Origin of the sequence: Novosphingobium taihuense, from assembly GCF_007830315.1 — a bacterium.
In the GTDB taxonomy this organism is placed as follows: Bacteria; Pseudomonadota; Alphaproteobacteria; order Sphingomonadales; family Sphingomonadaceae; genus Novosphingobium; species Novosphingobium taihuense.
Genome location: NZ_VLKJ01000007.1, coordinates 154378 through 166711, shown reverse-complemented (window position 1 = coordinate 166711; position 12334 = coordinate 154378). Strand labels below are relative to the sequence as shown.

The 12334-nt window shown below is 57.8% G+C and carries 13 protein-coding genes and 2 tRNA genes; 8 read left to right on the top strand and 7 right to left on the bottom strand.

Annotated elements, in window-relative coordinates; genetic code table 11:
* Window positions 1-3: 3 nt before the first annotated feature.
* The gene (gene trmFO, locus IQ25_RS14765) at window positions 4-1371 is read left to right on the top strand and encodes a methylenetetrahydrofolate--tRNA-(uracil(54)-C(5))-methyltransferase (FADH(2)-oxidizing) TrmFO (RefSeq protein ID WP_144907044.1); all 1368 of its coding nucleotides are present in this window, start codon (window positions 4-6) and stop codon (window positions 1369-1371) included.
* Window positions 1372-1389: 18 nt separating this feature from the next.
* On the opposite strand, the gene IQ25_RS14760 is transcribed toward trmFO, so the two are convergent.
* Together IQ25_RS14760 and IQ25_RS14755 are read right to left on the bottom strand one after the other, a co-directional pair.
* Window positions 1390-1866, bottom strand: a complete 477-nt coding sequence (locus IQ25_RS14760) for an EF-hand domain-containing protein (protein ID WP_144907043.1) — start codon at window positions 1864-1866, stop codon at window positions 1390-1392.
* Between the two features lie 78 nt (window positions 1867-1944).
* Window positions 1945-2502: a hypothetical protein gene (locus IQ25_RS14755; RefSeq protein WP_144907042.1), complete on the bottom strand. Its 558-nt coding sequence runs from the start codon at window positions 2500-2502 to the stop codon at window positions 1945-1947.
* Window positions 2503-2677: 175 nt separating this feature from the next.
* On the opposite strand from IQ25_RS14755, the gene IQ25_RS14750 reads away from it, so the two are divergent.
* The 6 genes from IQ25_RS14750 to IQ25_RS14725 all read left to right on the top strand — a co-directional run bounded on the left by IQ25_RS14750 (window position 2678) and on the right by IQ25_RS14725 (window position 8556).
* On the top strand, window positions 2678-4297 hold the full coding sequence (locus IQ25_RS14750; protein WP_144907041.1) for a TadE/TadG family type IV pilus assembly protein: 1620 nt from the start codon (window positions 2678-2680) through the stop codon (window positions 4295-4297).
* The gene (locus tag IQ25_RS14745) at window positions 4297-4770 is read left to right on the top strand and encodes a TadE/TadG family type IV pilus assembly protein (protein WP_144907040.1); all 474 of its coding nucleotides are present in this window, start codon (window positions 4297-4299) and stop codon (window positions 4768-4770) included. Before IQ25_RS14750 ends, IQ25_RS14745 begins: the two co-directional genes overlap by 1 nt.
* A complete protein-coding gene (locus IQ25_RS14740) occupies window positions 4767-5219 on the top strand; it encodes a TadE/TadG family type IV pilus assembly protein (RefSeq protein ID WP_144907039.1) in 453 nt (150 codons plus the stop codon). Before IQ25_RS14745 ends, IQ25_RS14740 begins: the two co-directional genes overlap by 4 nt.
* Window positions 5220-5366: 147 nt before the next feature.
* Window positions 5367-7289: a Tad domain-containing protein gene (locus tag IQ25_RS14735; protein ID WP_144907038.1), complete on the top strand. Its 1923-nt coding sequence runs from the start codon at window positions 5367-5369 to the stop codon at window positions 7287-7289.
* Window positions 7286-7882 carry a TadE/TadG family type IV pilus assembly protein gene (locus IQ25_RS14730; protein WP_144907037.1) on the top strand — a complete coding sequence of 199 codons (597 nt, stop codon included), beginning with the start codon at window positions 7286-7288 and terminating at the stop codon, window positions 7880-7882. The genes IQ25_RS14735 and IQ25_RS14730 overlap by 4 nt, the downstream gene beginning before the upstream one ends.
* Window positions 7879-8556 carry a TadE/TadG family type IV pilus assembly protein gene (locus tag IQ25_RS14725; protein ID WP_144907036.1) on the top strand — a complete coding sequence of 226 codons (678 nt, stop codon included), beginning with the start codon at window positions 7879-7881 and terminating at the stop codon, window positions 8554-8556. The genes IQ25_RS14730 and IQ25_RS14725 overlap by 4 nt, the downstream gene beginning before the upstream one ends.
* A gap of 56 nt (window positions 8557-8612) precedes the next feature.
* On the opposite strand, the gene IQ25_RS14720 is transcribed toward IQ25_RS14725, so the two are convergent.
* The 5 genes from IQ25_RS14720 to IQ25_RS14700 form a co-directional block, all read right to left on the bottom strand.
* Entirely contained in the window at window positions 8613-10001 is a 1389-nt protein-coding gene (locus IQ25_RS14720; RefSeq protein ID WP_144907035.1) for a pyruvate dehydrogenase complex E1 component subunit beta, read from the bottom strand.
* 1 nt (window position 10002) lies between these two features.
* A complete protein-coding gene (gene pdhA, locus IQ25_RS14715; RefSeq protein ID WP_144907034.1) occupies window positions 10003-11154 on the bottom strand; it encodes a pyruvate dehydrogenase (acetyl-transferring) E1 component subunit alpha in 1152 nt (383 codons plus the stop codon).
* Window positions 11155-11386: 232 nt separating this feature from the next.
* Window positions 11387-11463: transfer RNA gene (locus IQ25_RS14710), tRNA-Arg, on the bottom strand.
* Window positions 11464-11524: 61 nt separating this feature from the next.
* Window positions 11525-11601: transfer RNA gene (locus tag IQ25_RS14705), tRNA-Arg, on the bottom strand.
* A gap of 15 nt (window positions 11602-11616) precedes the next feature.
* Window positions 11617-12081, bottom strand: coding sequence for a (deoxy)nucleoside triphosphate pyrophosphohydrolase (locus IQ25_RS14700; RefSeq protein WP_246415570.1), 465 nt, complete (start codon window positions 12079-12081; stop codon window positions 11617-11619).
* 59 nt (window positions 12082-12140) lie between these two features.
* Here IQ25_RS14700 and IQ25_RS14695 point away from each other — a divergent pair, with 59 nt between their 5' ends.
* Window positions 12141-12323 (top strand): Flp family type IVb pilin, encoded by a 183-nt coding sequence (locus tag IQ25_RS14695; protein ID WP_158637757.1) that lies wholly within the window; start codon window positions 12141-12143, stop codon window positions 12321-12323.
* The last annotated feature ends 11 nt before the right edge of the window (window positions 12324-12334 follow it).

Here is a 12334-nt window from a genome sequence, read left to right as displayed (position 1 = left end):
GTCATGACCCATCAGGTACACATAATCGGCGGCGGCATGGCCGGCAGCGAAGCAGCATGGCAACTGGCCCGCCGCGGCATTCGCGTTCGTCTCTCGGAAATGCGTGGAGGTGGTGATACGACTGCGGCACACAACAGCGACGGCCTGGCCGAACTCGTCTGCTCAAATTCCTTCCGCTCGGACGACGACGAGAAGAACGCCGTGGGCCTGCTGCACTACGAAATGCGTCAGTGCGACAGTCTGCTGATGGCAGCGGCTGCCAAGGCACGTGTCCCTGCCGGATCTGCTCTCGCGGTGGATCGCGATGTTTTTTCCGCAGAGGTCGAGGCTGCCTTGCGCGCTCAGCCAACGCTTGAGCTAGTCCGGGAGCGCGTGGATGCCCTGCCCAGCGAGGGGCTCACCATTGTTGCCACTGGCCCCCTCACCGCGCCGACACTGGCGAACAGCATCGGATCTGCAACCGGTGCCGACAGCCTCGCCTTCTTCGACGCGATCGCGCCGATCGTCTACCGGGACTCGATCAACATGGACGTCGCCTGGATGGCCTCGCGCTGGGACAAGGGGGCGGAAGCCTCGCTGGCCATGGGTGGCGACGGACGGGACTACATCAACTGCCCGATGAACAAGGAGCAGTACTTGGCCTTCCGCGAGGAACTGCTGGCGGGCGAGAAGACCGAGTTCAAGGAGTGGGAAGCAGACACGCCGTACTTCGACGGCTGCATGCCGGTGGAGGTCATGGCTGCTCGCGGCGTTGAAACGTTACGGTTCGGGCCGATGAAGCCGGTTGGCCTCGATAATCCGCACTGGGCGACGGACGAACACCCTAACGGACGTTGGCCGTACGCCGTGGTCCAACTGCGGCAGGATAACAAGCTGGGGACGCTTTGGAACATGGTAGGCTTCCAGACGAAATTGAAGCATGCCGAGCAGGTTCGGGTTTTCCGCACGATCCCAGGCCTTGAGAACGCCGAATTCGCGCGCCTAGGCGGCCTGCATCGCAACACGTTCCTCAATTCACCCACACTGCTCGATCGCCAGCTTCGCCTGAAGTCCGCTCCGCATATTCGTTTTGCCGGCCAGATCACCGGATGCGAGGGCTATGTCGAAAGCGGGTCGGTGGGCATGCTGGCCGGGCTTATGACAGCGGCGCAAGTCGCTGGACGCGAATGGTCACCCCCGCCGCGCACGACCGCGCTGGGAGCGCTACTGGCACATATTACCGGCGATGCCGAGGCCGAGAATTATCAGCCGATGAACGTAAACTTCGGCCTCTTCCCACCTCTGCACGACGTGAAGAAGAAAGCACGCAAGGAAGCATATACCGAGCGAGCCAAGGCAGAGATATCTGGGTGGGTCAGCACGCTCGCCTGACCTTGACCGAGCAGACGCTCATTTGCACGAGCACGTCAGCTTCGGCTTAGGTTTGTCCTTCGGGCGAGTGGTTGCAAACTCCTGACGCGTCAGGAAAAGGTCGCCATTGCTATCTGCGACCTTGAACTTGTCGACCGTGGCGAACGCCCACTCCTCGAACGTCAGCAGATTGTTTCCATCCTTGTCGAGCTTGCGGAAGGCCTTGGCCCGTTGGCTCAACATCTCGGTGCGGCTGATGCGGTTGTCACGGTCCTTGTCGACAAGATTGAACCTCCGGGTTTCCTTGCCGACAACCGTTGCCTCCGGCGGTTCGGCCCCCATCAGGCCTTCGACATCAGCACTCGGCAACTCCTCCGGTTCGGCAATGGAGGCGTCCTGGAGAGGCAGCGCAGGCGGCGCTTCACCCGATATGGACTGAGCCCTGCCCTGCCACCAGAAAACTCCCGCAGCGACGAGCATCAGTGCCGCCAGACCGCCAAGCAAAGCACGCACCATGACCACCGCCTCCGCGGCACAGGCTTAGCTGGGCTCGGGGGCAGGAGCAGCCGGAGATGATTCCAGTTTGGCAGAAAGTCAGCGACCCAACAGCCCGGCCCACATTACCCTGCCAAGATCTCGCAATGGCGTTGGCTTGCCCCCGAGTGCTTCCCGCTGAGCCATAGTGCGCAATACCGAAAGCGGTCGCATCGATCGTGGCAAGGTGGCAGGTGCCCCTGAAGCAATCGACGGATCAATGTACTGGCGTGCAGCTTGCCTCACCGACTCGAGATCATCGACCCTGAGAAGAAGCGCAAGTGTTACAAGCGCCTCCTCACGGGCCTTGGCAAGCTCAGCGCCGCCGTCTTCCCCAACCACAAGTGCCTCCCAGCCATCGACCAGGCAAGCAAGTTCGCGATGCTGCTCGTTCCATGCTTTCAGATTTGCGAGGACTGGTTCGCTGACAGGCCATGCGGACGAAGGCTCACCAAGGCGATCACGCCACCATGAAAGTCTTAGCTGAATCATTAAAGGTTCACGACCGGGCCGCGCTATTTCGGCCAGTCGCCTCTCAAACAGGAACAGGGCCAGCCAAGCCGCTTGCGCTGACTTTGGAGCGTAGACCAGCGCCAGTCGCTGCGCGGGATCAAGCATTTCTGCGGATTCCGATGGTTGACCGTGCATTACCGTGACACCCGTATCATTCCCCTAATCTTTAACGGCCCGTCAACCAGATGGCTTCAAGATGAACTTACCACGACGAACTAATGAACGAGTCGCGCCGATCAGGCTTCGGTTGCCACTGGCAAGGTGAAAAGACGTTAGCAGGATGCTTACAGCATTTCGATCTTTGGTCAGGTTGGGCGACTTCTTCAAGCGCCTAGCCCGTCACACCAGTGGTAATGCGACGCTGTTAGTCGCGATCGGCATGCCGGCGTTTATCGGTGGTGCCGGTCTCGCGGTCGATACGGCGCAGTGGTACATGTGGAAACGTGAATTGCAGTTCGCGGTGGACCAAGCGGCGATTGCCGGCGCATGGGCACGTACACAGAGCGCTACAAGAGCCAATTACTCGGCCCGCGCGTTGCAGGAATTCAACGCAAACATATCGACTGTGTCGGACATCACCGTTGGCCCGCCCACGGTGACACTTACCAATTTTGCGGGGGGAAGTGACAACAGTGTCTCTGTCAGAGCTTCGGTGCAGGATACTCTGCCGTTCTCAAGCTTCCTGACGGGCAAGGGCACCACGGTAACTGCATCCGCGCAGGCTGCGTATACGTCTGGAGCGTCGTTCACTTCCTGCCTGCTGGCACTTGATGAAGATGAAAGTGGTGCCGTGACTATCGGCGGCAGTTCCGTGCTGAAGGCAAAGTGCGGTATTGCTGCTCTTTCAACTTCGGAATCGTCAATTGTGGTCGACGGAAATCCAGATATCGACGCTGGTTGGGTACTCTCGCGCGGCGGCATCGATGATTGGTTCAACCTTCACACCGACGACGAGGTACATGACTATCTTGAGGGTCTGTTTGACCCTTATGCCAATCTTTCCCCACCCAATCCTGCCGAAAGCCAAGTCGCCCGTAGCTATTACTGTGTGAAAGGTACTACGACGACCCGCGCAGATCGCAGCAAGCAAACCACGGTTACCTATACCTACTGGAAGGGAGCAACGTGGCAGACCGCGACCGAGCAGGTGACTGGGAACAAGAACGCGAAGAAGGATTACACGACGACCGGCAACGAGACCTATGTCATCGTAGACAATACGACCGTAGCGGGAACCACTTACACCACAACCACAACGTGGACCCAGACGAACAACGGTTCAGGCAACAATATCGTTTGGGAGAAAATGGAAACCGTTGTGGCCACGACGATTTCCAACATCAGCAAGAACACCACCGCAGACCTGGCATCCGTGCAACCTGGTACTTATACCGGAGGGATAAAGGTCTCCTGCGCGACCACCTTTGCTCCTGGTGTCTACGTGATCGACGGCGGTGGCGTGGAAATCAGTGGCCAGTACGCAGTGGTCGGTAGTGGCGTGATGTTCGTGCTGAAAAACGGCGCCTACATCAAGATCAATGGCGGCTCCAACATCAACCTGACGGCCATTCAGGCATCAGAACTTGTGAGCCGAGGCATCTCTACGACTGAAGCAAATGCACTGGCGGGAATGCTCGTGTTCGAAGACCGGCATTCCACCGGGACGGACCGGAGCAAAATCAATGGCGATGCGTCAACGGTGTTGAATGGGACGATTTATCTGCCCAACAGCGGCATCGACTTCACCGGGACGGCCAAGGTGACCAGCCAGTGTCTGATGATCGCCGCAAACACCATCACTATCTCGGGCACGGCCAACATGACCACTTTCTGTCCACCCGGCGCCAACGAGGATACGGTTGTTGCGACAGAAGTCAGCAAGGTGAAGTTGGTGGTGTGATGGCGGTGCGTCTGCTCCCAATTGGCCTGCTGAAGGACCGCAATGGTGCGATGGCCGTGGAAACGGCTATCATCACACCGCTGATGGTGCTGTTGAGTCTTGGTGCCTACCAAGTCAGCAGCCTGGTTGCGCGTCAGAGTGAATTGCAGAGTGCAATGACCGTTGCAGAGTCGATCGCACTTGCGACCGATCCCGATACGACCGACGAACTCACGACTCTCAAGAGCGTCGTCGCAACTACGACGGGACTGGCCACAGAACAAATCACCGTAACTGCAGCCTTTCGTTGCAACTCCTCAGCGGAATACGTTGTACTGGAAAGTACTTGCGCATCGGGAGACAATGTTTCGCGGTACGTCCAAGTCACTCTGCGAGACAACTACGTACCGATCTGGACAGAGTTCGGAGTTGGATCAGCGATTGCGCTGCGCCTGAACCGCTACATTCTCTATGGGCAGAGGACCAAGGCATGAAGATTGGCAGGATTGCCCTCGTGTCGCGGAAACTCCTGCGCCACACAGACGGTTCGGTTATTACGGAATTTGCCTTGCTTGCGCCTACAGTCATGGCACTCATGCTTGGCGTATTTCAAATCGGCATCGGCATGCAGAACTACAATGCGATGCGTTCGATCGGGTCGGACGTTATGCGGTATGCTGTCGTAAACTATCAAACCGGTAATGAACTGTCCAACGACCAAATCCGATTCTATCTGCGCTCTATTTCAATCAAGAACCCATACAATCTAGAGAGTTCCAGACTTGCCCTAAGCGTTACGAGCGTTGCGACACCACGTGTCGCAGACACGATCGAGAAGTCGGTCACGATCACTTACAGCATCCCGACCGTACTCTCATTTATTGGCGTAGATGAGTTTCCCATAACATACCGGCAGCCACTCATATTAGTAAAAGCGACATAATTATAGTCCATTGCAAACTCGTTTTGCATTTGTTGCTGAATTTTCAATATAATATCCCTTCAAGACTAACGCACTTAGAAAAATTATGTCTATTTTTACGATAAGTGTTTTCCTTAATATTAGGGGTTTTCACTTATAGCCTGGTCCATGTCGCCAGATTCACGCCTTGCTCATGCCAAAAACTCGCGGTTGGCTCGCGTGCGCGCGGTTGCGACCTGTCTCTGTGCATTGGCGAAGGATACGTCTGGCAACGCGCTGATGATCCTTGCCTTTTCGGTCGTGCCACTGCTTGCGCTGGTGGGCTCGAGCATCGACATGGGGCGCGCGTATTTGGTAGAATCCCGCCTGCAGCAAGCCTGCGACGCGGGCGTTCTCGGTGCTCGAAAGGAGCTTGGTGCGATCACCAACTTCGATCCCGACGTTGACGGCGCCGCCGTTGTCACCAAAGGCAACCGCTTCTTCAACGCAAATTTTGCGGACGGCATCTACAACTCGGTAGATCGCAGCTTCGAGATGACGCTCGAAGAAGACCAGTCCGTAGGCGGAACTGCTTCGGTGATACTGCCGACTGAGATCATGCAGTTCTTCGGCAAGGAACAGATCGACATCTCGGTGAACTGCCGTGCCGAACTAAGCATTCCCAATACTGACATCATGATGGCGCTGGATGTCACCGGGTCGATGGCGGAGAACAATCCTGACGACACGGCCCCCAAGATTTCAGTGCTGAAGTCCGTCGTGAAGGACTTTTACGCTACAATGGAAGCGACCCGGCAACCACAAAGCCGTATCCGCTATGGGTTCGTGCCCTACTCCACCAATGTAAACGTCGGTGCGCTGCTCAGGGACGATTGGGTAGTACCCCAATGGAGCTATCCTTCGCGGACGCTTGTGGGCACCAGTTCTTCTGGCGGATTGTACGGCTATTACAGTGCGGTTTCCCCGGTTTCTGGAACCTACTACACGACCAATTCGACACTCGCGGCGACGCCCGATGGCGCGGGCGGTTACACTTGCAACCGCCCGGCCAATACGCTGACGTCTTCGACTGCACTTGTTTCAACTGCAACAGAGGCGGTTAGGAATCCCGACGGCACCCGAACGACATACACCTACAATCGTACACGCAACGGCAATACCTACTCGGTCACTCTTTCGGGCACGACCTGCACGCTCTCCACTACCACGTTTGCCAACTATGTAGACACCTACAGATACATCACAGAGCCATCCCTCGCGGGCGGGAGTTCGTGGCTTTACAAGGATGTCGTGCGCGACACGAGCGATTGGCGCACCACGTCGAACGGCTGCATCGAGGAGCGCTCGACGTACGAAATTGGCGATTACGACAATGTAGATCTGGACCAGGCGCTGGACCTCGACATCGATCGCGTGCCTTCGGTTGGCGATCCGGATACGCAATGGCGGCCGATGTATCCCGCGATCATCTATGAGCGGGCACGTCTCTGGAACGGGACGGGCAGCTTTACTACTGCCGAAGTGACGACCAACAGTGAATTCATCTCTCCTGGCACGGCAGGATTTGCCGCTTGTCCTGCCGCTGCGCGAAAATTGCAAGTCTGGTCGCAGTCCGACTACGATGGTTATATCGACAGTCTGATGGCTGCTGGCAGCACTTATCACGATATCGGGATGATCTGGGCCGCTCGACTGCTTTCACCCACAGGCCTTTTCGCCAGCGAAAACGCCGATGTTTCAGCCAAGCAACGGACAAGCCGGCATCTGATCTTCCTGACCGATGGCCAAACATCCTCTCTTGATATCAGCTACAGTTCCTACGGTGTCGAACCTATTTCCCAGCGTAGGTGGTCCCCTTCGTCCCCGATGACGCTGACAGAGACGATCGAGAAACGCTTCTCGTTTGTCTGCGAGGAAGTGAAGAAGAAGAACGTGACAGTGTGGTTTGTGGCGTTCGGCACCGATCTCAACCCGATGATGACCCAGTGCGCCGGTGAAGGGCATTATTTCAGGGCGAGCAAAGGATCTGAATTGCAGACCGCATTCCGCAAGATTGCCAAATCCATAGGTGACCTGAGGCTTGCGCAATGATTGCCGTCAAGGAGGCTCCCTTCCTGCTGGAAGACCGCGACGGCGCCACTGCAGTCGAGTTCGCGCTCATTTCTCCGGTTCTCGTGCTCCTCCTGATGGGGCTCTTTGACATAGGCTTTTCTGTCTATGCCAACACGATGCTTCAAGGGGCGCTGCAACGTGCAGCCCGCAGTTCAACGGTCGAAGGGGCAGCTGGATCGCTTGCATCGATCGACAGCGCGGTAGCCACTGAAATTCACCCCGTCGTGCCGGAAGCCGCCTTGGTGTTCTCGCGAAAGGCCTATGCCAACTTTACCGACGTTGGCCTTCCTGAAGACTTCACTGACAGCAATGGCAATGGCGCTTGCGATGCCGGTGAGCCGTATGAAGACGCAAACGGCAGTGGGACCTGGGATCGAGACCGCGGGGCAGCGGGACTTGGCGGAGCGCGAGACGCCGTCCTTTACACCGTCACCATGACGTACACCCGCAAGTTTCCGATGGCCTCGCTGATTGGAATGTCAGAGACAGTGACCAACAAGGCTAGCACAATCCTGCGAAACCAGCCCTACGATGAGCAGAAGAGCGTCGCAAAGCTGGGGAACTGCACATGATGCGCTTGAGGAGAATTCTCGCGGATCTAATGCAGAATCGGTCCGGTGTGGCAGCAGTAGAGATGGCCCTCGGCGCTCCTCTAGTTCTCACTCTTGGCCTGTGGGGCGCTGAACTTGGCAATCTCGCCATCACGCACATGCGCGTAAGCCAGCTTGCCATGCAGCTTGCCGATAACGGTTCGCGCATCGGGGACGTTTCGATGCTCGAAGATCTCAAAATCTACGAGAGTGACATCAACGATCTTCTCGTGGGTGCAAAGATACAATCCGGCAAGCTCGACCTATTCGAGCACGGCCGGGTGATCATCAGCAGCCTTGAAGTGGTGCCAGGAACCGAGGACACCCAGTACATTCATTGGCAACGCTGCAAGGGCAAGCGTGACTTCCAGTCGTCTTATGGTGCCGAAGGCGCAGGCCTTGACGGTTCACTTGATGGGATGGGACCGGCTGGGGAGGAGGTCAGTGCAGCCCCGGGTGACGCTGTGATCTTCGTAGAGATCGAGTATGCCTACCAGCCTTTGGTAAGCGCCCGCTTCGTACCCGATGCTGTCATCCGAACTACGGCAACCTTCAATGTTCGTGATGATCGCGATCTCACCCAGATCTACCAGCGCGACCCGGCGACGCCGGATCCTATCGCGAGTTGCAACCTCTATAACGGCTACGCAACCTAACAAAGTAGGGCGCCGGAACATTCCGACGCCCCCTTTGCAAAATCGGCCCTGAGAGATCAGCGATAGCAGACCTTGCGGACCGTTGCGGCGATCTTGCTAGCATCGATCAGTGCAAGCTTCTCGAGGTTCGCAGCGTAAGGCAGCGGAACGTCTTCGTCGCATACGCGAAGCACCGGCGCATCAAGGTGATCGAAGCCCTCCTCCATGCAGATCGAGATGATTTCAGACGCGATCGAGCATACCGGGAAGCCTTCTTCGGCAACGACCAGACGATTGGTCTTGGCAAGCGATGCGAGGACCGTTTCCTTGTCGAGCGGGCGCAGCGTGCGAAGGTCGATCACTTCGGCATCAATGCCTTCTGCTGCGAGTGTCTCCGCCGCCTCCAGTGCAAAGCCGACGCCAATTGAGTACGATACGATGGTGACGTCGTTGCCAGGGCGAACGATGCGCGCCTTGCCGATCGGAAGGACGAAATCGTCAAGCTTCGGAACATCGAAGGTGCGGCCATAGACCAGTTCGTTCTCGAGGAACACGACCGGATCTTCGCTGCGGATCGCAGCACGCAACAGGCCCTTGGCATCTGCGCTGTCATAGGGCGCGATGACCACGAGGCCGGGCACGCTGGCATACCACGGACCATAGTTCTGCGAATGCTGGGCGCCGACGCGGCTGGCCGCGCCGTTCGGACCGCGAAACACGATCGGGCAACGCATCTGGCCACCGGACATGTAGTTGGTTTTGGCAGCCGAGTTGATGATGTGGTCGATCGCCTGCATGGCAAAGTTGAAGGTCATGAACTCGATCACCGGGCGAAGGCCACCCATGGCCGCGCCCGCGCCGATCCCGGCGAAACCGTATTCGGTGATCGGCGTATCGATCACGCGCTGCGGCCCGAATTCCTCAAGCAGGCCCTGCGTAACCTTGTAGGCGCCCTGATATTCGGCAACTTCCTCGCCCATCACGAAGACGCGGTCGTCTGTGCGCATTTCCTCGGCCATTGCGTCGCGCAGCGCTTCGCGGACCGTGGTCGGAACCATGGTCGTGCCAGCAGGAAGCTCGGGATCGGCCGCAGGCTTGGCATCGCTCTTGGGGGCGATGGCCGCGGCGGCCTTGGCCTTGGCATCCTGCACCGCGGGCGCACCGCTTTCCGCTGCCTTCTGTTCTACCGCCGGGGCAGCGGCTGGTGCCGGTGTAGCCGAATCATCGTCGCCCTTGATCGTGGCGATCACGGTGCCGACCTTCACGCCCTCGGTGCCTTCGGCCACGAGGATTTCGCCGATCGTGCCTTCGTCGATGGCTTCGAATTCCATCGTCGCCTTGTCGGTCTCGATCTCGGCGAGGATATCGCCGGACTTCACTTCGTCGCCAGCCTTCACCAGCCACTTGGCAAGGGTGCCCTCCTCCATTGTCGGGGAGAGTGCGGGCATCTTCAGTTCGATGGCCATCTCAATAAGTCTCCACCAGCACGTCGGTATAAAGCTCGGCCACATCGGGCTCGGGCGATGTCTCGGCGAAGTCGGCCGATTCGGCGACAACCTGGCGAATGCGCTTGTCGATCTCCTTGATCTTCTCCTCGGTGACGCCGCGCTTCAGAAGTTCGGCCTTCGCACCCTCGATCGGATCGTGATTGTCGCGCATTTCCTGCACTTCTTCACGGCTGCGATACTTTGCAGGATCGGACATGGAGTGGCCGCGATAGCGATAGGTCTTGAGCTCCATCAGCACGGGACCGTTGCCGGCGCGCACGTACTCGAGCGCGACTTCGGCGGCCTGGCGGACCTCAAGAACGTCCATGCCGTTCACGTCCATCCCCGGAATGCGGAACGCCGTGCCTCGACGGTAGAAGTGCGTCTCGGCAGACCCGCGCTTGACCGCAGTGCCCATGGCATAGCCATTGTTCTCGACCACGAAGATGATCGGCAGCTTCCAAAGCGCTGCCATATTGAAGGTCTCGTAGACCTGGCCCTGGTTTGAAGCGCCATCACCGAAGTAGGCCATGCACACGCCGCCATCATTGCGATATTTGTGCGCAAAGGCGAGCCCTGCCCCAAGCGGCACCTGAGCGCCAACGATGCCATGTCCGCCGTAGAACTTGTGTTCGGTGCTGAACATATGCATCGAACCGCCCTTGCCGCGCGAGATACCCGCGCCACGGCCGGTGAGTTCTGCCATGATGACCTTCGGATCGATGCCATAGGCAAGCATGTGGCCGTGATCGCGGTAGCCGGTAATGACGCTGTCGTGCCCCTCCTTGAGTGCCGACTGCAACCCGACCGCAACAGCCTCCTGACCGATGTAGAGGTGACAGAATCCGCCGATGAGGCCGAGACCGTAAAGTTGGCCAGCCTTTTCCTCGAACCGGCGGATGAGAACCATCTGCTCGTAGAATTTGAGCAATTCCTCATCGCTCGCATCATAGCGTTTATTGTTGGCGTGGGCCTGCTGGAGGCTACGCAGCGCGAAAGCTGCCTCATCCGCAACAGACGATGCAATGATCGGTTCTGCCGATCCGCTTGCAGTTGCAGTGGGACGCGCAGCGCGCTTTGCTGCGGGTTTGGCGGCAGGAGTATTGGCACGGGGCCTCGGGGACTTTGCCAAGTCTGGGTTTCCTTTTCTGGCAGCCTCGGGTTCCGTAGGGTCGGAACGCAGCGTGAGCCTATACCCGAGCGCCACAGGTTCGCAACGCAGATCGGCGTCCGCGAACCTTTTGTGGATACCTATGCGATTGTCGGGAACCACATGGGTTATCGCCTCGCTCCTGCAGCAAGGATCTCTGTCGCTGGAAATGAAAAAGGCCCGCCGAACGCGAGCCATTTGCTAGGTTTCATGTTGGCGCACCCGGAACGATTCGAACGTCCGACCCTCAGATTCGTAGTCTGATGCTCTATCCAGCTGAGCTACGGGTGCTCACCAACATCTGCGGAACGCTACATCAAGCATTCCATTCCCGAATCACCTTCGAAGAAGGTGGCGCACCCGGAACGATTCGAACGTCCGACCCTCAGATTCGTAGTCTGATGCTCTATCCAGCTGAGCTACGGGTGCTTGGGAGACGCGCCTTTAGGGGGCTGTTGTGGCTTTGGCAAGCCCTTCAAGCAAAGGAATGACAGCACGCGCCAAAGGCACGTCCAAGGGAGGCATCGGCAACTGCAGTAACTCGTCGGGGCCAGTCCATCGGACTTCGGAGCCTGCCTCCATTGCCTGCGCTACACCCTGCCAGTTGCGCGTACCGTAAAGCAGGAGAAGGATGGACTGCCCGTTATCCACAAGTGCTTCAGTCGCAAAGGAAACAGGGAACAGGTCCGCAGCTTCTATGACGACTCCGAGTTCCTCGTCGATTTCCCTTACAATCGCTGATTCGCAGGTCTCGTGAGGTTCAACCTTGCCTCCAGGGAACTCCCAAAGCCCGCCATGCGCCTTGTTTCTTGGGCGATGCTGCATGAGCACCTGCCCTGAAGGATGAAGCAGCGCGAGGGCCACCACGATCCGCACTGTCGATGAATTTTCCATGTCTGCGCGAACCATCAACTCTTTCTTAGGGAAGCCACCGTAAAAATGTCGTCACCGCAGTCTTGGGAATGACCATGAAGACCCTTCTTCGTAACATCATGCGCAATGACCGCGGTGCCACTGCCATCGAATATGGTTTGCTGGTTGCTTGCATCGGCATGGCAATGGTTTTCGGCATGAAGTCGTTCTCGGCTTCCGTGTACAACATGTACGTGGAGGTCAATAACAACACCGACGAGAAGGTCGGCGGCAATTAACGGCTTCTTAG